General features: G+C 72.2%; 15 protein-coding genes, 1 tRNA gene and 1 riboswitch. Of the genes, 10 read left to right on the top strand and 6 right to left on the bottom strand.

What is annotated here, in order from left to right; genetic code table 11:
* Positions 1–183 precede the first annotated feature (183 nt).
* Both AC1P0E_RS18160 and AC1P0E_RS18155 read left to right on the top strand, forming a co-directional pair.
* Positions 184–945: a TetR/AcrR family transcriptional regulator gene (locus AC1P0E_RS18160; protein ID WP_482743207.1), complete on the top strand. Its 762-nt coding sequence runs from the start codon at positions 184–186 to the stop codon at positions 943–945.
* 340 nt (positions 946–1,285) lie between these two features.
* Positions 1,286–3,238 carry a sigma-70 family RNA polymerase sigma factor gene (locus AC1P0E_RS18155; RefSeq protein ID WP_482743206.1) on the top strand — a complete coding sequence of 651 codons (1,953 nt, stop codon included), beginning with the start codon at positions 1,286–1,288 and terminating at the stop codon, positions 3,236–3,238.
* A gap of 74 nt (positions 3,239–3,312) precedes the next feature.
* Here AC1P0E_RS18155 and AC1P0E_RS18150 read toward each other — a convergent pair whose 3' ends face one another.
* Positions 3,313–5,472 carry an asparagine synthase-related protein gene (locus tag AC1P0E_RS18150; protein WP_482743205.1) on the bottom strand — a complete coding sequence of 720 codons (2,160 nt, stop codon included), beginning with the start codon at positions 5,470–5,472 and terminating at the stop codon, positions 3,313–3,315.
* Positions 5,473–6,102: 630 nt separating this feature from the next.
* On the opposite strand from AC1P0E_RS18150, the gene AC1P0E_RS18145 reads away from it, so the two are divergent.
* The 4 genes from AC1P0E_RS18145 (at position 6,103) to AC1P0E_RS18130 (ending at position 11,473) form a co-directional block, all read left to right on the top strand.
* Positions 6,103–7,542 (top strand): NsdA family TPR-like regulatory protein, encoded by a 1,440-nt coding sequence (locus AC1P0E_RS18145; protein WP_482743204.1) that lies wholly within the window; start codon positions 6,103–6,105, stop codon positions 7,540–7,542.
* Between the two features lie 185 nt (positions 7,543–7,727).
* The gene (lhgO, locus tag AC1P0E_RS18140) at positions 7,728–8,939 is read left to right on the top strand and encodes an L-2-hydroxyglutarate oxidase (protein ID WP_482743203.1); all 1,212 of its coding nucleotides are present in this window, start codon (positions 7,728–7,730) and stop codon (positions 8,937–8,939) included.
* Positions 8,940–9,248: 309 nt separating this feature from the next.
* Positions 9,249–10,043 (top strand): tRNA (guanosine(46)-N7)-methyltransferase TrmB, encoded by a 795-nt coding sequence (gene trmB / locus AC1P0E_RS18135; RefSeq protein WP_482743202.1) that lies wholly within the window; start codon positions 9,249–9,251, stop codon positions 10,041–10,043.
* 50 nt (positions 10,044–10,093) lie between these two features.
* Positions 10,094–11,473 (top strand): PrsW family intramembrane metalloprotease, encoded by a 1,380-nt coding sequence (locus AC1P0E_RS18130; protein ID WP_482743201.1) that lies wholly within the window; start codon positions 10,094–10,096, stop codon positions 11,471–11,473.
* Positions 11,474–11,564: 91 nt separating this feature from the next.
* On the opposite strand, the gene AC1P0E_RS18125 is transcribed toward AC1P0E_RS18130, so the two are convergent.
* Complete coding sequence (locus tag AC1P0E_RS18125) at positions 11,565–12,650, bottom strand: M23 family metallopeptidase (protein ID WP_482743200.1); 1,086 nt, start codon at positions 12,648–12,650, stop codon at positions 11,565–11,567.
* A gap of 11 nt (positions 12,651–12,661) precedes the next feature.
* Positions 12,662–12,809: riboswitch (cyclic di-AMP (ydaO/yuaA leader) on the bottom strand.
* Positions 12,810–13,068: 259 nt separating this feature from the next.
* Here AC1P0E_RS18125 and AC1P0E_RS18120 point away from each other — a divergent pair.
* Positions 13,069–14,052, top strand: a complete 984-nt coding sequence (locus AC1P0E_RS18120; protein ID WP_482743199.1) for a DUF2332 domain-containing protein — start codon at positions 13,069–13,071, stop codon at positions 14,050–14,052.
* On the opposite strand, the gene AC1P0E_RS18115 is transcribed toward AC1P0E_RS18120, so the two are convergent.
* From AC1P0E_RS18115 to AC1P0E_RS18100, 4 genes are all read right to left on the bottom strand, one after another.
* Positions 13,991–15,190, bottom strand: a complete 1,200-nt coding sequence (locus AC1P0E_RS18115; RefSeq protein ID WP_482743198.1) for a PP2C family protein-serine/threonine phosphatase — start codon at positions 15,188–15,190, stop codon at positions 13,991–13,993. The two genes, AC1P0E_RS18120 and AC1P0E_RS18115, sit on opposite strands and share 62 nt — an antisense overlap.
* A 179-nt stretch (positions 15,191–15,369) precedes the next feature.
* Positions 15,370–15,443 (bottom strand) — tRNA-Met (locus AC1P0E_RS18110).
* A gap of 53 nt (positions 15,444–15,496) precedes the next feature.
* Positions 15,497–15,697 carry a DUF5988 family protein gene (locus AC1P0E_RS18105; protein WP_482743197.1) on the bottom strand — a complete coding sequence of 67 codons (201 nt, stop codon included), beginning with the start codon at positions 15,695–15,697 and terminating at the stop codon, positions 15,497–15,499.
* Positions 15,698–15,843: 146 nt separating this feature from the next.
* On the bottom strand, positions 15,844–16,584 hold the full coding sequence (locus AC1P0E_RS18100) for a hypothetical protein (RefSeq protein ID WP_482743196.1): 741 nt from the start codon (positions 16,582–16,584) through the stop codon (positions 15,844–15,846).
* A gap of 108 nt (positions 16,585–16,692) precedes the next feature.
* Between AC1P0E_RS18100 and AC1P0E_RS18095 the strand changes: the two genes are divergently transcribed.
* Genes AC1P0E_RS18095 through AC1P0E_RS18085 form a run of 3 tightly spaced genes read left to right on the top strand, consistent with a single transcriptional unit; the run spans position 16,693 to position 18,586 of the window.
* Positions 16,693–16,890, top strand: coding sequence for a hypothetical protein (locus AC1P0E_RS18095; RefSeq protein ID WP_482743195.1), 198 nt, complete (start codon positions 16,693–16,695; stop codon positions 16,888–16,890).
* A gap of 19 nt (positions 16,891–16,909) precedes the next feature.
* The gene (locus tag AC1P0E_RS18090) at positions 16,910–18,031 is read left to right on the top strand and encodes an adenosylhomocysteinase (RefSeq protein WP_482743194.1); all 1,122 of its coding nucleotides are present in this window, start codon (positions 16,910–16,912) and stop codon (positions 18,029–18,031) included.
* 9 nt (positions 18,032–18,040) lie between these two features.
* A complete protein-coding gene (locus AC1P0E_RS18085; RefSeq protein WP_482743193.1) occupies positions 18,041–18,586 on the top strand; it encodes an NUDIX hydrolase in 546 nt (181 codons plus the stop codon).
* Positions 18,587–18,706 lie beyond the last annotated feature (120 nt).

Genomic DNA, 18,706 nt, shown 5'->3' with positions numbered 1-18,706 from the left:
CGAATCAGGAAGGTTTTGGTCGATACTCCGATCGGGCGGGCGCTCCGTGCGGAACTACCCCCTTCTGAATCTACGCGCGCTCAACTATGTTCGTATCTCGTCGGGGCGGCCAGGTCTGCGGTCCCGGCCGACTATCAGGGCGGGGAGTCTCCGGGGGGAGACATCATTACCGGGGGAACGCTGATGCACATTCAGGACTCTCATTGGCAGACAGCCGTCGTATCCGACGGCCACGGGCGTGCGGGGACGGGGGGATCTCGCTCCGCGCCGCTGCGTGTGGACGCACAGCGCAATCTTGAGCATGTACTGCGGGCCGCTCGCGAGGTGTTCGGCGAGCTGGGCTACGGGGCGCCGATGGAGGACGTGGCGCGCCGGGCCAGGGTAGGCGTCGGGACGGTGTACCGCCGCTTCCCGAGCAAGGACGTACTGGTGCGCCGAATAGCCGAGGAGGAGACCTCCCGGTTGACCGATCAGGCGCGTACGGCCCTGGGGCAGGAGGACGAGCCCTGGTCGGCGTTGTCCCGCTTCCTGCGTACTTCGGTGGCGTCCGGCGCGGGCCGGCTGCTGCCGCCGCAGGTACTGCGGGTCGGCGTGGACGGCGGCGAGTTGCCGCTGGCGCAGGGCGAGGTGCGGGTGCCGCAGCAGCGGCAGGCCGTGGCTTCGGCGGTGCCGGAGCTGCGGCTGGTCGAGCAGCGGCCCGTGGGCGTCGGCTCCGACGAGCTGGGCAGTGACGACGCGGGTGCCGCCGAGCTGCTGGAGGTCGTGGGGCGGCTGGTGGACCGGGCGCGTGCGGCCGGCGAGCTGCGGGGCGATGTGACGGTGGCCGATGTGCTGCTGGTCATCGCCACGGCGGCGCCTTCGCTGCCGGACGCGGCGCAGCAGGCGGCGGCTTCGGCTCGGCTGCTGGACATCCTGCTGGAGGGGCTGCGGTCCAGGCCCTTGTAGGCCCGTGCAGCCCTTGCAGGACCGTGTCGACCGTGTCGACCGTGTCGACCGGCGAGGGTTGTCTGCGGGAGTTCGTCCGTCGGCCCGCTTGCCCGCCAGGTGGCGGGCGGGCGGGCCTGCCGGTTCCCGGCGGTTGCTGAAGCTGTTGATCCTTCCCCGTTCGAGTGAGCGCTAGGGCTCGTGTGCGGGAAAACTCCCCGGATGAGTGGTTGCCCGGTCGGAGCAATGGGCCGTGGTGCGCTCTGTGGGATTCTTGGCCGGTATTTCCGGTCCGAGGACGCTTACGGGGGCTTCCGCAATGGGTGTTGAGGGGCGGGACGAGCCGCTCGACCGTGTCGGCATGGAGCCCGACAGGCCGCCTTCGCGACAGGTGCCGAGCCAGGCGGGGCCCGGCCGGGCGGACGGCGATGCGGACACGGGGGCGGCCCGGGACGGTGGCGCGGACGACCACGGCGGCGGGACCGTGCTGCCGGGGCCGTGGCCGGCCGTGGACGGCGACGACGCCGGCGTCCCCATGCAGCGCGGGGGTGGGAGCGACAGCGGTGGCCCGTCGGTGCAGACGCCGGTCTCGGACCCCGCGCTGATCCAGCGGATGCGCGGGGGCGACGACAGTGCGTACGAGGAATTGTTCCGGCGGCACTCCGGCGCCGTCCGCCGGTACGCCCGTACCTGCTGCCGGGACGCCCACACCGCCGACGACCTGACGGCCGAAGTCTTCGCGCGCACGCTGCAGGCGGTGCGCAGGGGCTCGGGGCCCGAGCAGGCCGTACGGGCGTACCTGCTGACGACGGTGCGGCGGGTGGCAGCGACGTGGACGAAGACCGCGAGGCGCGAGCACCTGGTCGAGGACTTCGCCGTCTTCGCGACGCAGTCCGCCCGTGCGGTGGATGCGTCGGACGACGACACGCTGGATCTGGGCGCCGACGTACGGGCCATGCACGAGGCCGAGCAGACGCTGGCCATGCAGGCGTTCCGCAGCCTGCCCGAGCGCTGGCAGGCGGTGTTGTGGCACACCACGGTCGAGGAGGAGTCGCCGAGCGACGTCGCGCCGCTGTTCGGGCTGACCGCGAACGCCACGGCAGTGCTGGCGAGCCGGGCCCGGGAGGGACTCAAGCAGGCGTATCTCCAGGCGCATGTGAGCACCGCGCTCACGGCGGGCGGCGACTGCGCGCGGTACGCCGACCGGCTCGGTGCGTATGCCAGGGGTGGGCTGCGGATGCGCGCCGAGCGGGGGCTGCGCAAGCACCTGGAGGAGTGCGCGAAGTGCCGGGTGGCGGCCGGTGAGCTGAGCGATGTCAACGCCGGGATCCCTGCGCTGCTTCCGGTCGCGGTCATCGGCTGGCTCGCAGGCGGGTACGCGGTCCACACCGCCAGTCTGGTGGCGGGAGGCGCGGCGGGGGCGGCCGGGGCGGGGGCTGCCGCTGCGGCGAGCGGCGGGGGTTCGAGTTCGGCCGGAGGCGGGGCCGGTGCCGCCGGGGGCGAGGCGATGGGCGCGCCCGCCAAGGTGGCGATCGGTGCTGCGGTGGCTGTGGCGGTGGCGGCGGGCCTGGTGTTCGCGCTTGCGGGCGAGGACGCGAAGCCCGAGCCGAAGCCGGTGGCCAAGCCGCCGGTGTCGCGGCCCGTCGTACCGCAGAGGCCGAGCCCAAAGCCGCCTGCGCCTCCTGCGCCGCCCGTTCCGAAGCCGCCGCCGGTGGCTCCTCCGGCGCAGTCCCCGACCCCTTCGCCCACGCCTGCGCCGCCGAAGGCGGAGCCGGCGCCGCCGAAGCCGCCCGCGCCTGAGCCGCCGCCGAAGCCGGCGCCGAAGCCCACTCCGCCGCCTACGCCCACGCCTTCGCCGCCACCGCCGCCGCCCGCCCCGGTCGTCTACCAGGTGAACAAGCTGGAGTACGGCACGTTCGGCGACCACACCGAGCCGGAAGTGCGGCTGGCCGGGAGCAGTTGGCTGTGGCAGCGCTACGGCATGTCGATCGGTGGGGTGCGGTACGGGAACGGCGTGACGACGCACGCGAAGTCGTCGGTCACCATCGACCTCAACCGCGCGTGCACCACCTATGAGGCGCTGGTCGGCATCGACGACATGACGATGGGCCTCGGGGCCGCGCGTTTCTCGGTGTACGGGGACGGTGAGCTGCTGTGGCAGTCGGGGCTGGTGCGCGGCAATGACGCGGCTGTGGCGATGCGGGCCGGGATCTCGGGGCGCGAGTCGATCCGGCTCGCCGTGGAGCCGGAGCATCCGCACGAGTCGATGGTGCTGGCGGACTGGGCTCAGTCGCGGATCAGCTGCGGGGGGTAGGTGCGGGGGGCGGACGCCTGCGGCGGGCTTGTTCCTCTACCCGCCCCTTCCCGCAGGGCGCCTCGCCCGCCGCGTCAGAGGGCCCTGCGCTGCGGTACTCCGCCTGCCACCGCGCGCTGGCGCGGGGCCGCCGTGCCCGTCCAGCACGTTCCGCGGCGCGAGACGAGGCGGCGGAGCCACAGTTCCGTGGAGACCAGGTCCGCGAGGCCGTCCAGCGGGACCGGTTCGCCCTCGGCCGCCGCGCGCAGGGCCTTGCGTACGACGCGGGCCTCGATCAGGCCCGCGTCGGCCAGCAACGGGGCGTCGAAGAGTGCGATCAAGTCGCCCACCGACGCGCGCAGTCCGGCCCGGGCGGCCGCCGCTGAGGAAGCGTGCGACGTCGCTCCCCACCCCGGCGGCAGGTCCTTGATGCCCGCCCCGGACAGAACCGTGCGCAGGATCGCCGCCCGGGCGCCCGGCTGGACGCGCAGGGCTTCCGGGAGGGTGCGGGACGCCCGTACGACCTGGTTGTCGAGGAACGGAGCGTGCAGGCGCTGGCTCCGCACCTCCGCCGCCTGCTCGAAGACCCGGTGGTCGGCCGCCGCCCGGGCCAGGGCGGCCCGTGCGCGGGCCTCGCCCGGGCGCTGTACCGACGAGGGCCTGCTGGCCGAAGCCTGGAGGCGAACCGATACTTCAGCCAGCGCCTCCCCCGTCAGCCAGCGCGCCGCGGGGCCCGGCCTGGTCCAGGCGAGGGCCGCGAGTGAGGCGTCCAGGGCGGACGTCGGGCCAGTGCCCGTACTCCCCCTGGTGCCCGGCTCGTCGAAGCGGCGGTCCATGAGGCGGGCCGCCGCTTCCTCGATGCCCGCACGGTACGGCGTACGGGCGAGCCGGCGTGCGGCGCGGTAGACGGTCAGCGGGACGAACAGGGAGTGGGCGGAGGGCCCTTCGACCTTGGCGAGGGCGGCGACCGGGCGCAGCAGGTCGCGCCGTCTGCGGTCCATCAGGAGGTCGGCGAGGCGCGCCGGATGCGCGTCCAGCACCTGGCGGGCGCCGTGCCCGGTGAAGTGGTCGGCGCTGCCCGCGGCGAGGCGGCGGCGGTGCCGCTCGGCGGTGACCAGGGACGGTCCCGGCTCGTCGGTGAGCGGGCCGCTGTCCAAGTCGGCGTACGGAAGGGATTCCTCGCCGCCGGCTACTACGACGTGGTGCAGCCGGGGGTTCGCCGCGATCGCACCTGCCCGCTGCAACTCCGCCTCCGCGCCGGGGCCTTCGGCGGTGAGGTCGTTGAAGGTGACCGCGAGCAGGCGTTCTCCGGCTCCCGTGCCGTGACCCAGGACCGTGCCCGGCAGCCCCGGCAGGCCCGCGGCGAGGAGGGCCAGCGTCGCCGACGCGCTGCCGCCCGAGAGGTCGGCGCCGATGCCGGGGACGGGCGCGCCACGCGCGGCCCGCCGGTCGGCGGGGCCCATGCCGGGGACGGGGCCCGGGTCGGGCGGCGCGGTCTCCGGGGCGTGGCGCGGTGCGGTGAGTCTGGCCCGTACCGCTTCGACGAGGGCGTCGCGTACGCCGTCGACGGCTCGCTCCGGGTCGAGTTGGGGCGCGGCCACGGCGAGGGAGGCCACCGGTTCGTAACCGGTGATCTCGCGTGACCCCTCGCGCAGGACGAGCGCGTGCCCCGGCGGAATGCGCCGCACGCCGGCGTACGGTGTGCCGTCGCGCAACGCCTCGGGTACGTCGGGGCAGGCGAGCAGCGCCGCGAGGTGGCCGATGTCGAGCTGTGCCTCGATGAGGTCGGCGAGCGGGAGCGCGGCGGTGGCGTACGCGGTGCCATTGGCCCAGGGCGTATAGAAAACAGGGCGGGCACCTGCCAGGTCACCGACCACGGTGACACGACGGCCGGCCTGGACGACGGCGGTGTAGCTGCCGGACCACGCGGTCAGGTGCCGCAGTGCGCCGCCGCGCGCCGCGAAGAGGCCTACGCGCAGTTCCTCGTCGGACGCGCCGCAGCAGCCGAGGACGGCGATCCGGGTGAAGGGGTCGACGCTGAGGGTACGTACCTCGTCGGGCCGCCAGTCGCCGACGGCCCACAGGGGGTCGGGGTCGCCCCACAGGAGCTGCGAGCCGACGGGGTGCACGGTGAGGGATTCGTGGTCGGAGGAGGAAGAAGAAGGAGTAGAGGACGGGGTGGCGCCGGGCGTGCCGACCGCTCCGACCGTCCCGAAGCTGGCGGCGACACTGCTCCACCCCACCAACCATCGCATCGCCGCCTCCACAGGCTGTGGACAACCAAACGCACGTACCGAAGCAGCATCGAAGAACTCGGGAATCCGAGAAGTAGCTTCGGGACCATGCTGCCACGACAACGGCATGCAGGAGGGGCTACGGAAGGCGTACGGGCGAGTCAATGCGCCCGCCGCGCGCAGGACTTCGGCCGGTTTGGGCGACAGGCGCCATTCGGCCATTCTGCGGGCGCGGCGGTACCCCGGGCAGCCGCGGGGGAACGCACGGTCCGGGAGGCGCTGTTCGCCTCCCGGACCGGCCCGCCGCCCGCGGGGATGAAGGCGGCGGTGTCCCCCAGCCCACTGGACCCAGTGCAGCGGGCCGACCCACGCGACTCCCATGGAACGGCCCCGGCGCCGGCCCGACGAGAGCGCAGGGCGGGCGCACGGCCACACGCACGGAGCACGGGGCGGGGCACGGGCGTTCGTGTAACTACACGAATCTCGCCATACGGACCACCGCCCCTTAACGGTCGGCATGCGGAGAACTACGCTGGGTTTACTGATGTTCTGAGCGGGCCGCATATTCCGGCTGGACTGGCCGCGTGGTTGTGCGGGTGGTCCGGCCGGAAATGTCCCCGCCGGACGGCCGTCTGTGTCGAGGGGTGGCGCATGTCCAGGGAGCAACGCGGGCCGAACGAAAAGCTCGGCACGGTTCTCGCCCTCGCGGGAATCAGCAACGCCGGCCTGGCGAGGCGGGTCAATGATCTCGGGTCGCAGCGCGGCCTGACACTTCGATACGACAAGACCTCGGTGGCCCGGTGGGTCTCTAAGGGCATGGTGCCGCAGGGCGCCGCGCCGCACCTGATCGCCGCCGCCATCGGCGCCAAGCTCGGCCGTCCCGTGCCGCTGCACGAGATCGGCCTGGCGGACGCCGATCCGGCGCCGGAGGTGGGCCTCGCCTTCCCGCGCGACGTATCGGCGGCGGTGCGGTCGGCGACCGAGCTGTACCGGCTGGATCTGGCGGGCAGGCGGGCCGGCAGCGGCGGCATTTGGCAGTCTCTGGCCGGTTCGTTCGCCGTCAGCGCGTACGCCACTCCCGCGTCCCGATGGCTGATAACACCCGCCGATTCGTCGGTCGCGCGGGACTCCACGGCGACGGCGGCCGACGAGACGGCAGCCGACGCGACGCCGCTGCGGGTGGGCCACGCGGATGTGGCCAAGCTGCGGGAGGCGGCGGAGGACGCGCGGCGCTGGGACTCCAAGTACGGCGGCGGGGACTGGCGTTCCTCGATGGTCCCGGAGTGCTTACGGGTCGACGCGGCGCCGCTGCTGCTCGGTTCGTACAGCGACGACGTCGGCCGCTCGCTCTTCGGCGCCACGTCGGAACTGACGCGGCTGGCAGGGTGGATGGCCTTCGACACCGGGCAACAGGAGGCCGCTCAGCGGTACTACATCCAGGCGCTGCGGCTCGCCCGCGCGGCGGCCGACGTGCCGCTGGGCGGGTACATCCTGGCGTCGATGTCGCTCCAGGCGACCTATCGCGGCTTCGCCGACGAGGGGGTCGACCTGGCGCAGGCCGCGCTGGAGCGGAACAGGGGGCTGGCCACCGCCCGCACCATGAGCTTCTTCCGGCTGGTGGAGGCGCGGGCGCACGCGAAGGCGGGCGACGCGCAGGCGGCGGGAGCGGCGCTGAAGGCGGCGGAGGGGTGGCTGGAGCGGGCGCGGGACGGCGATCCCGATCCGACCTGGCTGGGCTTCTACTCGTACGACAGGTTCGCGGCGGACGCGGCGGAGTGCTATCGCGATCTGAAGGCGCCACGGCAGGTGCGACGCTTCACGGAGCAGGCGCTGTCGCGGCCGACGGAGGAGTTCGTACGCTCGCACGGGCTGCGGCTGGTGGTGTCGGCGGTCGCGGAGCTGGAGTCGGGCAACCTCGATGCGGCGTGTGCGGCGGGCACCCGGGCGGTGGAGGTCGCGGGGCGGATCTCGTCGGCGCGGACGACGGAGTACGTACGGGACCTGCTGCACCGGCTGGAGCCGTACGGCGACGAGCCGCGGGTCGCGGAGCTGCGGGAGCGGGCGCGGCCGCTGCTGGTGGCGCCGGCGTAGGGGGCTGGGGTTTGGCGGGCTGGGGTTGGCGGGCCGCGTTGAGGGCCTCCTGCCGGTGGTTTGAAGGCGTTGTCAGTGGGTCAGTGCATCATCGGGAGTCCGGGGCGCTTTCAGGACGCCTTCCCGGAGGCCCAGTACACGTACACGGACCACACGGGCATGGCCGCGGTCGGAGGTGGAGAGCGATGCCGTACGACTGCGATGTGCTCGTGATCGGTGCGGGGATCGTCGGCCTCTCGGCGGCGTACGCCATCACGCGCGCCGCGCCGGGCACGCGCGTGACGGTGCTGGAGAAGGAGCGGGGCCCCGCCCTGCACCAGACCGGGCGCAACAGCGGCGTGATCCACAGCGGCATCTACTACCGGCCGGGCTCGCTGAAGGCGCGGTACGCGGTGCGCGGCGCGGCGGAGATGATCAAGTTCTGCGCGGAGCACGGGATCGCGCACGAGGTCACCGGCAAGCTGATTGTCGCGACCGAGCGGGAGGAGCTGCCGCGGCTGCACGCGCTGGTGCAGCGCGGGCGGGAGAACGGCATTCCCGTGCGGGAGCTCGGGTCCGCGCAGATCGAGGAGTACGAGCCGAATGTGCGGGGCCTGGCCGCGATCCAGGTGGCGACGACCGGTGTGTGCGACTTCGGGGCGGTGGCGGGGCAGCTCGCGGAAAGTCTGGGCGCGTCGGGCGCGGAGATCCGGTACGGCGCGGAGGTGGCCGTCGTGGACCGGCGGCCGTGGGGTGTCGCGGTGCGTACGGCGGAGGGGGCGGTGGTGCGGGCGCGGGTTCTGGTGAACTGCGCGGGGCTGCACTGTGACCAGGTGGCGCGGCTGGCGGGCGACGACCCGGGGATGCGGATCGTCCCCTTCCGGGGTGAGTACTTCGAGCTCGCCCGCCCGGAGCTGGTGCGCGGGCTGGTCTACCCGGTGCCGGATCCGGCGTTCCCCTTCCTCGGGGTGCACCTCACGCGGGGCATCGACGGCGGCGTACACGTGGGACCGAACGCGGTGCCGGCGCTCGCGCGGGAGGGTTACGACTGGTCGGCGGTCCGGCCGCGCGAGCTGGCCGGCACGCTCGGCTGGCCGGGGTCCTGGCGGATAGCCCGGCGCCATTGGCGGTACGGGGCGGGGGAGCTTCACCGCTCGCTGTCGAAGCGCGCTTTCACGGAGGCGGTGCGGCGGCTGCTGCCGGAGGTCACGGAGGCGGACCTGCGGCCGGCGCCGGCGGGGGTGCGGGCGCAGGCGGTGCTGCGGGACGGAACGCTGGTCGACGACTTCCTGATCCAGGAAACCCCCCGCATCATCCACGTCCTGAACGCCCCGTCCCCGGCGGCCACGGCCTCGCTCCCGATCGGGAGAAGGGTGGCTCGGCGGGCGCTGGGGGTTTTGGGGGCGGCGGCGGTGTAGGGGTGGGGCCGTGGCGCGGTCCCGGCGCGGTGCGGTCCCGGTGCGGTGCGGTCCCGGGCGCGGTGCGGGTGTGGTTGCGGGGGCTTTGGGGTCGGTGCCGCGCCGGGGCGTCTCCTCGGGCGTCGAACGTTCGGGTACGTCGGTTTGCGTTGGGGTGGTTGCGTTCAACGCCCTGCGGGGAGCGCCCCGACACGTCCCCTCCCGGCACCGCGGAATGCGAAGGCCCGTAGTCGCAGCCCGGTACTGGTTGTGGGGACGGCAGCTCCGCAGGACCGCCTCCACCCCGCCGCGCCGTAGAATCGGGGCATTGTGTCTGAGTCCTCCAGCGTCCGTCCCGACGCCGCCCCCCACGTCTCCCCCTTCCACCGCGCCAAGGGCGAGCCCCGCTTCCCCGGCGGCCCCGCGCCCGACCCCGCCGGATCGCACCACGAGCGGCGGATCCGCAGCTTCCAGCCGCGGCGCAGCCGGGTGACCACGGGGCAGGCCGATGCCCTGGAGCGGCTGTGGTCCCGGTGGGGACTCGACATCGACGGGCAGCGCGTCCTCGACATCGACGAGCTCTTCGGCGGGCGCGGGCTGCCGGTCGTGCTGGAGATCGGGTTCGGGATGGGCGAGGCGACTGCACAGATGGCCGCCGAGGACCTCGGCACCGGCATTCTCGCCGTCGACGTACACACCCCCGGCCAGGGCAACCTGCTCGGTCTCGCCGAACGCGCCGGCCTCACCAACGTCCGCGTCGCGAACGGCGACGCGATCATCCTGCTCCGCGAGATGCTGCCGCCCGCCTCCCTCGCCGGCCTGCGCGTCTACTTCCCCGACCCGTGGCCGAAGAAGCGCCACCACAAGCGGCGCCTCATCCAGCCCGAGTTCCTCGACCTCGTGGCGCCCCGCCTCGCGCCCGGCGCGATCGTGCACTGTGCAACCGACTGGGAGCCGTACGCCGAGCAGATGCTGGAAGTACTCACCGCGCACCCCGACTTCGAGAACACCGTCCCGGACGGCGGCTACGCGCCCCGGCCCGCGTTCCGGCCGCTCACCCGCTTCGAGGGGCAGGGTCTCGACAAGGGCCATGTCGTGCACGACCTGCTCTTCCGCCGCCGGTAGAGCCTGAAGGCCCCATCGCCACTGTCAGTGCCCCTCGTTAGGGTCGACGGGTGTACGAGACGCCCCCGCACCCCCGGCAGCACCCGGCGGTCCCGGACTGTGAGCAGCAGCCGCAGTTCACCGCCGTACCGCCGCCTGCGCACTGGCGCTACAAGCCGCGCCGCGCCTGGTGGCGCACCAGGGCGGTGCGCGCGGGCGCGGTCATCACCGTGCTCGCACTCTGCGCGCTGGTGATCCTGGCGATCGTCCGCGACCAGACCGGCACACACGGTTTCCTGGTGGGGCTGGGTCTCGCGGTGCTGCCGGTGCCGCTGCTGGTCGCCGCCTTCCGCTGGCTCGACCGGGTCGAGCCCGAGCCCTGGCGGAACCTCGTCTTCGCCTTCGCCTGGGGCGCGTTCGCCGCCGCCCTCGTCGCGATCATCGCGAACAGTTTCGCGACCCGCTGGATAGCCACGGCCACCGCCGACCCGGCGGGGGCCGAATCCCTCGGCGCGACGGTGATAGCGCCGGTCGTCGAGGAGAGCGCCAAGGCCGCGGCCATCCTCCTGATCTTCGTCTTCAGGAGACGGGACTTCACGGGCATCGTCGACGGGGTGGTCGTCGCCGGGTTCACGGCGACCGGCTTCGCCTTCACCGAGAACATCCTCTACCTCGGCAACGCCTTCGGGGAGGACCAGGAAGCGGGCGCCTCCGGCCTCGCGTCGGTGACCGCGGCGACCTTCTTCGTACGCATCGTGATGTCGCCGTTCGCGCACCCGCTGTTCACGGTGCTGACGGGCATCGGCTTCGGCCTGGCCGCGCTCTCGCCGCCGCGCGGGGGAAGGTGGCGGCGTATCGCGCTGCCGCTGCTCGGCCTGGCGTTCGCGATGGGCATGCACGCCCTGTGGAACGGGTCGTCGGTCTTCGGGGGGTACGGCTTCTACCTCGTGTACGCCGTCTTCATGGTCCCCGCCTTCGCGCTGCTGACCTGGCTGGTGGTCTGGACGCGCCAGCGCGAGCTGCGCACGATAGCCGCCGAACTGCCCGCCTATGCCGCCGCCGGCTGGCTGCGGCCCGACGAGCCGCTCGCGCTCTCCTCGATGCGGGCCCGCTCGCTGGCCCGGGGCGCGGCGGCTCGTGCCGGTGGCGGCCGGGCGGCGGCCTTGGCCGTCGCCGAGTACGAAGCCTTCGCCACGTCCCTGGCCTTCCTGCGCCACCGCGCCCACCGCGGCGCACTCGGCCCGGACTTCGCGGCCCGCGAGCAGGAGCTGCTGCACCACCTGTGGCAGCGCAGGGAGGTGGCCGGGCCGGCCCTGGAGTACGCGGCACGGGCCACGGGCCGGGTGCGGCCCCCGTCGCCGTGGCCGCCGCAACCGCCTTGGCAGTCGTACGGGTACGGGCCTCCCCCGCACCAGGACTACGCCGCGTACAACCCGTACCGGCAGCAATAGCCGCCGTACGACGCATACACAGACCGGCAGCCCTGGGCGCGGGGGGCGTGCGCCAAGACTGCCGGGGACTGTGGGAGAAATCGTCAGGTCGTCAGACGGAGAGGCCCTTACCGCGCAGCCACGCCGCGGGGTCGACCCCGGCACCGTCGGGCGTGTGCACTTCGAGGTGCAGGTGCGGCCCGGTCACGTTGCCGGTGGCGCCCACGTTGCCGATGACGTCGCCCGTACCGACTTCGCCGGACGTGACGGTCATCGAGGAGAGGTGGCAGTACCAGACCTCAGTACCGTCCGCGAGCTCCAGGACGATGCGGTAGCCGTACGAACCCGACCAGCCCGCGGACTTGATCGTGCCGCCGTGCACGGCCTTGACCGGCGTGCCCGTCGGTGCGGCGAAGTCGAGACCGGTGTGCTGGCCGGAGGACCACATCGAGCCGGACTGCCCGTAGGTGGAGGTGAGCGTGTACGAAGAGGTGGGCAGCGAGAAGCTGGCGGCCAGCTTGGCGAGCCGCTCCTCCTCGGCCTTGCGCTTGGCCTCTTCCGCCGCCTGGCGCCTCTTCTCCTCGGCTTCGCGCTTCTCCTCGGCGACCTTCGCCTCAGCCGCGCTCTGCTGCTTCTTCGCGTCGGCGGCGGCCTGCTCGGCCGCCTCCTTCTCGGCGGCCAGCTTCACCTCGGCGTCGGCGGCGGCCTGCTGCTGCTCGGCCTGCTGGAGGATGCGGGCGCGCAGGGCCTCGCCCGCGTCGGTGGTGCCCTGCTGCGCGTCGGCGGTGGTGATGCCCGCGGTGGTGAGCGGGGCGGCGGCCATGATCGCTTCGCCGGAACCGGAACCGGATTCCGCGTCGTCGGACATCAAAGAGCCGACACCGGGTAGTGACTTGGCGTCGGGAAGTGAGTCCGCTATCGCGTCGGGAAGGGAGATCGAGATGGCCGGCTTGTCCTGCGCGGTGGCGATGCCGCCCGCGCCGACCGCGGCGATGACGCCGACGCCCAGAACGGTGGAGCTGCGGCCGAGACCGCCGCGCTGCTTTGCGACGCGGTGACGACCGCGTACGGGCCGGACGGATTCCTCAGTCGGATTCCACTCCTCCCAGGTCCCCTCCCCGCCGACGGGATTCCCGGTGTCGCTGGGTGCCCCGTAAGGGGGCAGGGTGGCTTCGGGGGCAGGCCTGTTGGACGCCACGGAGGCGTGCTCCTTTCCTTCCTTCTCGCCTACCGGGTTAGCTGACGGGTTCGGAGCAGGAAGGTCTCCTACGGGCCTCTCCGTGGGTACGAAGCGGCCCGATTCACCCCAAGGAACGTGGTTCCCCGGTTCCCTTGCGGAATTCGGCGCGTGCGCACGGTGCCGTCTCTTGCGACGACTGGGACGACCGCGCTGCGTTATCGAACGTTAATAGACACGGGCTCCGGTTTCCAAGCCGTTCCAACTGATCGTTAAGGACCTTGGCCTGGACTAATCAGGACACAAGCGGCCACAGTCGGACGAGTTGACCACCCCTCAGAAAACATCCGCACCATGACGGTTCGTCAATTGTTATGCGCAGGGGTGTCCCGCGATTACCCAGCGTCGCCGCCCCGGTCGCAGGGCTAACTTCAGCCCCATGGTTGTCAACAGCACGCAATCGGTGGCCGATCGCTACCGCGAGTTCTCCGAGCAGCAGGCGCGCGGCACCTCCCCCGCCTACGCCGAACTCACCGCCCGCATCAGCGAGGACCAGGACCTCTGCGCCCTCATCGCCGCCCTGCCCCCCGGCAACAAGCAGCAGCCCAATCTCCTCCTCGCCGCCGTCCGCCACCTGGGCGGCCCCTACGAGCAGTGGGCGCCCTTCCGCGACTGGACCCTGGCCCACTGGGACGACGTACGCACCGTCATGCTGGCCCGCTTCACCCAGACCAACGAGCCCGCGCGCTGCGCCACCCTACTGCCCCTCCTCGCCACGCTCCCCCAGCCGCTCGCCCTCATCGAGGTCGGCGCCTCCGCGGGCCTGTGCCTCCACCCCGACCGCTACGCCTACCGCTACGACGACGGCCCCGTCCTCGGCACCTCGCCCGTCACCTTCGACTGCCGTACGGACGGTCCCACGCCCCTGCCCACCGCGCTCCCGGACATCGCGTGGCGCGCCGGCATCGACCTCAACCCCCTCGACCCCACCGACGAGGACGACGTCCGCTGGCTCCAGTCACTGATCTGGCCCGGCCGCGCGGAGCGCCCGCGTCAGCAGCTCGCCGCCATCGAGGCCGTACGTACGGCGCCCAGCCACCGCATCGTCCGCGGCGACCTCGTCGACGAACTCCCGGCGCTGGCGGCCGAGGCCCCGGCGGACGCGACCCTGGTCGTCTTCCACACCGCCGTACTGATGTACCTGCCGCTCGCCCGCCGCGAGGAGTTCGCCGCGCTCGTACGTGACTTGCCCGGCCACTGGATCTCCAACGAGCACCACACCGTGCTGCCCTGGCTCGACGCCCCGGCCCCCGACGACGAGCACCTGCTCACCCTCGCCCTCGACGAGCGCGCGGTCGCCTTCACGGCCCCGCACGGCCAGAGCCTGCACTGGTTCGGCCGTCAGGCAGGTCCAGCCGCCTGACGAGACCCACGGTCCTGCGGCGGTCCTGCTGGCCCTCGGCGGGCCGCCCGACCGCCAGCAGGGCCATGTCGTCCGTGGCGGCTCCGGCCGTGTGCAGCCGTACGTCGTCGGTGAGCGCGTCCAGCAGCGCCTCGGGCCCCGGGAAGATCCGCCCGCGCAGCCGCGCGGCCGGATCGTAGAAGACACCCGCGGCATTCCTGGCCTCGGACAGACCGTCCGTGTAGAGCAGCAGCGTGGCGCCCGGCGGGAACGCGTAGTCCTGCGCCCGGTCCGGCCAGGCCGCCAGCTCACCCATCCCCAGGGGCAGCGCGGCCACGGCCGGCACGATCTCCGCGACATCCCCGTCGGCGTACAGCAGCAGCGGCTCCGGATGCCCGCGGTTGACCAGCCTCACGATGCCCTCACCGCGCGGGATCTCGCCCAGTACGGCCGTCGTGAAGCCCTCGAAGGCATCCAGCCCGTCACGCCGCGCGCCCTCCCGCTTGAGCGCCCGCTCCAGCCGCTGTGCGACACCCTCGAGCGTGCGCTCCTGCTCGGCGGCCTCCCGGAACGCCCCGACGACGACGGCCACCGCCTCCACCGCGTCGAGCCCCTTCCCGCGTACGTCGCCGACCACCAGCCGCACCCCGGACGGCGTGTCCTGTACGGCGAAGAGGTCCCCGCCGATGAAGGCGTCCGCCTGAGCGGCCTCGTACCGCGCGGCGATGTGCAGCCCGGCGATCCGGTCGGCGGGCACGGGGATCACGGCGCGCTGGGCCGCCTCGGCGATGGTGCGGGCGGAAGCAAGCTGCCGGCCGCTGCGGCGTACGACGCGGTTGATGACGAGCGCGAGGACGGCGACGGTGACGATGGTGATCAGCTCGGTCACGGACTCGACGTGCGTCGACGTGCGGTTGTAGAGATGCAGCCCGATGACAGCGGCGATCGCGATGCCGCCGGTCACCAGGGTGTTGAGGAGGGAGAAGAGCGGCGCGGCGATCAGCGGGGCGGCGGCGAAGAGCGGCGACGCGGTGAAGTGCGGCGGTGTGGTGACGTCGAACACGCAGCCGCCGGCGATCAGCAGCGCGGGCAGCGCCCGTACGAACCGCGAGGCCTTACCCGCATCGCGTCCGCCGCCCGCTCCGTCTTGCTTCCCCACCTGGGTCTCCCGCTTCGCCGCGCACCCGGCTGCGGACGGTACCGCGCCCAGCCCAGGCTGGCCGTAGCCGCGCCGGGCGGCCATCGGGGGTCGGCCGAACGGGGGACGGCGAATACGCGTGCACACATGACGAAGGCCCGGATCTCTTCCGAGATCCGGGCCTTCGTTTTCTTCTTCAGTAGCGGGGACAGGATTTGAACCTGCGACCTCTGGGTTATGAGCCCAGCGAGCTACCGAGCTGCTCCACCCCGCGTCGTTAAACCCAACTGTACGCCATCAGGGGACCACCCCCGACCACTCACGGCGTCACTCGGCGATCTCCGTCCGCTCCCACCACTCGAAGACAGTCAGCCGCCCCTGATCAGTGTCCTGATGCCTCGACGTGATCTTGAAGTGCTCGTACCCGCCACGGTGCGGGATCTTCAGCTCCCGCCCGGGAGGCGTGATCGGAACAACCCGCTCCGACAGATCGTCCGGCCCGCCCTCAAGAAGCGCCTTTTCAGTCATGGCCCCAGTCTTGCCACACCCCGGCGTACGCGCACGTCGAACCGGGGCACCCTGCCCCGAACGAGCTTCAGCCCCGGATCAGACGCTCTCTGACCCGGGGCCGAGTTGGTCGGCCGTGTGGGACTCGAAAGGGCGCCTTCCTGCGTTCAGGACCAGACAGGGCGGCCGTTCTCCCAGAGGGCGGCCACGTGGGCGGCGAACCGGTCGTACAGGCCGTCATCGCCCAGGCGCCGCAGGTGCAGCATCGGCGACTCGTGCCCCAGCAGGTTGGAGATGTGCGGCGTGACCAGCATCTGATCATCGAACGCGAATACGGAGAGGGCAATGTGATCGTCGCTGTACTTCGCTTCGATGCCCGGAGCCTGGCGCAGCTTGTCGAGCGCGTCCAGGGTGATGCGGATGCGGGTGCTCACGGTGAGCGGCACCGCCTCGACCTCTTCGCGCCGGCGGGTGACGTCCGACTCCGGATCGCCGAGGACGAACCGCACCGAGCAACCGTCCTCGCCTTTGCGCTTCAGCCGGTCGGCCAGGCGCGGGTGCTCCTGCCACAGGAAGTAGTTCGTGTACCCGGCGAAGCAGATGTTCTGTGAGGCGCCGTCGATGAGGTCCGCCCACACCGAGGTTGGGCAGGCGTTGCGGTACGGATACGCGGAAACGATCTCCCTGTCCGGGCCCGTCTTGATGGTCGACCTGACGACCTTTGGCCACAGCACGTCTGCGCTCACTCCCAACGCCGTCTCAACATCAGCACGTGTCCGCGGGTGCGGTACCCGTGTGGGGTCGGATAGCCACCGTTCGGCGGTCTTAATCGTGACGCCGACCTTACGGGCGAGCTTCCCGACGGTCATGTCGGCGTGGTCCATAGCGTCGCGCAGCGCGGTATTCAAGGGGGCCCCCGAGGACGTTTGGGCTTTCTTGGACGCTAGGCCCTAAGCGGCCCGGCCGTCCTCATCTCGTCCGTAGAAACGTCCCGCGCACGGGAGCACGTTGGGCGCATGACGAACAACGAGAGGCCGCAGCCCTCGCCCTCCCGGGAGATCCTCCGGCGTCACATGGCCGGCCGCGACGGCATCGCCCGCGGCTCGAAGGAAGACGCCAGTCCGGATGCCGGGGACACGACCGGCATCCTCCCGATCGGCTCTATCGCCTACCCGCCGTGCCAGTGCCCCCGGTGCAAGTCCGCCCGCGCTTGAGACCTGAAAGGTGACGCCCATGGAAGCGTTCGAACACGCTCGGCTCGACGCGTACTTCGCCCGGATCAACGCCCAGTTCCACCCGCCGGAGCCGCCGGCGTCCCTGCTCATCACCCACCTGTTGCCGGAGCGTCCCTCGTTCGTGAAGGCGGTAGCGGCGGCCTCCCAGTTGCGGGCGGTCCTCCCGAAGCCGAAGTCCATCAACGCCTCGGCGCAGCGCGAGGTGGAGAAAGTCACCCAGTGCGCCACCCTCTCGCGTGAGCTGTTCACCGACCCGGAGACGGCCGTCGACTTCCTCGAGTCGCGCGCGCCCGGCGAGCCCCTCGTACTCCTCGACGTCGGCGGCTACTTCGCGCCCACACTGCAAGCCATCTGTGACCGGTTCTCCGGCCGCATCCTCGGCGTGGTCGAGGACACCGAGAACGGACACCGTCGGTACGCGGACATCGAGAAGTTGCCGTGCCCCGTCGTGTCCGTGGCTCGCTCGCCGCTGAAGGACCCCGAGGACTTCCTGGTCGGCCAGTCCGTCGTGTTCTCCACCGAGGCCCTGATGCGGGCGCGCGGCGACATCCTGCACGGCCGCCCTGCCCTCGTCATGGGGTTCGGAAAGCTTGGCTCCAGCATCGCCCGCCTGCTCCACGCCAAGGGCGTCCAGGTCACCGTCTACGACATCGACCCCGTCCGTCGCACCCAGGCGCTCAGCCAGGGATTCACCGTGGCGCGAGACCGGGACTCCGCCCTGCACGGCGCCGGCCTGGTCCTGTGCGCCACCGGCTGCGTCTCCCTCCGCAGCGAGGACTTCTCCGCCCTGCGTAACGGCGCCTACGTCGCCACGGTTACCAGTAGCGAGGACGAGCTGGACCTGGACGGCCTGCCCGACGTCTACACCCGCACGCCGTCCGGTGACCACGTCACCCGGTACCAGACCACCGGCCACTACTTCTACCTGCTGAACGGAGGCAACGCCGTCAACTTCCTGCACGGCGCCAGCGTCGGCCCGTTCATCTTCCTCATCCAGGCGGAGATCCTGGCGAGCATCCGGATGCTGGCCCACGGCGCCCTCGGCAACGGTATGCACGAGGTAGCGCCCGCCGACCGCGCTGCCATCGCGAGTACCTGGCTGAACTACTTCAACCGCTAAGGAGACCTCATGCCCATCACCGCGCAGCACGTCCGCGAGACGCTCGACGCCTACCTTGTCCAGCACCCCGAGGACAAAGAGCCGCTCGCCCCGCTGCTCGAGGTCCTCGACGAGGCGGGCGACACGATCACCTCGCGGAAGGAGTTCCGCGGCCACGTCACGGCCGGCGCCGTGCTCCACCGCCCCGATGGCCGAGTCCTCACCATCGAGCATCGAGCCCTCTCGAAGTGGCTGCTGCCCGGCGGTCACGTAGAGGAGTCGGACGAGACGCTCCTCGGGGCGGCGCTGCGCGAGCTGGCGGAGGAGACCGGCATCGACGCCGACAGGGTGACGCTGGCCGTCGACCTGCCCTTGCACGTGGACGCGCACATCATCCCCGCGAACCCGGCGAAGGGTGAGCCGGAGCACATGCACTTCGACTTCCGGTTCATGTTCCGCACCACGGCGGACGAGATCGTGCTCCAGGAGGAGGAGGTGACAGCGGCGTCCTGGCAGTTCGCCGACATGCTCGTCGCCGAGCCGCTGCGCAGTCGGGTGCTGACCGCTGCGCTGTAACCCCAGTCGGCCCCGGCCGTTCGCTTCCCCCCGAGGCGGACGGTCGGGGCTTCTTCGTGTCTTGATCGTTAGCACTTCGATTGAGCATCGGTGGAGCAACCGGCCCGAAGCGCCCGGAAA

It is taken from the genome of Streptomyces sp. TRD_SC_5 (assembly GCF_056836825.1).
This window is presented reverse-complemented; position numbering and strand designations above follow the sequence as displayed.

Excerpts from the sequence above, each read along its gene's own strand:
- AC1P0E_RS18160 (WP_482743207.1), top strand. The coding sequence starts at position 184 with ATGCACATTCAGGACTCTCATTGGCAGACAGCCGTCGTATCCGACGGC.
- AC1P0E_RS18155 (WP_482743206.1), top strand. The coding sequence starts at position 1,286 with ATGGAGCCCGACAGGCCGCCTTCGCGACAGGTGCCGAGCCAGGCGGGG.
- AC1P0E_RS18150 (WP_482743205.1), bottom strand. The coding sequence starts at position 5,472 with ATGCGATGGTTGGTGGGGTGGAGCAGTGTCGCCGCCAGCTTCGGGACG.
- AC1P0E_RS18145 (WP_482743204.1), top strand. The coding sequence starts at position 6,103 with ATGTCCAGGGAGCAACGCGGGCCGAACGAAAAGCTCGGCACGGTTCTC.
- lhgO (WP_482743203.1), top strand. The coding sequence starts at position 7,728 with ATGCCGTACGACTGCGATGTGCTCGTGATCGGTGCGGGGATCGTCGGC.
- AC1P0E_RS18120 (WP_482743199.1), top strand. The coding sequence starts at position 13,069 with ATGGTTGTCAACAGCACGCAATCGGTGGCCGATCGCTACCGCGAGTTC.
- AC1P0E_RS18105 (WP_482743197.1), bottom strand. The coding sequence starts at position 15,697 with ATGACTGAAAAGGCGCTTCTTGAGGGCGGGCCGGACGATCTGTCGGAG.
- AC1P0E_RS18095 (WP_482743195.1), top strand. The coding sequence starts at position 16,693 with ATGACGAACAACGAGAGGCCGCAGCCCTCGCCCTCCCGGGAGATCCTC.
- AC1P0E_RS18090 (WP_482743194.1), top strand. The coding sequence starts at position 16,910 with ATGGAAGCGTTCGAACACGCTCGGCTCGACGCGTACTTCGCCCGGATC.
- AC1P0E_RS18085 (WP_482743193.1), top strand. The coding sequence starts at position 18,041 with ATGCCCATCACCGCGCAGCACGTCCGCGAGACGCTCGACGCCTACCTT.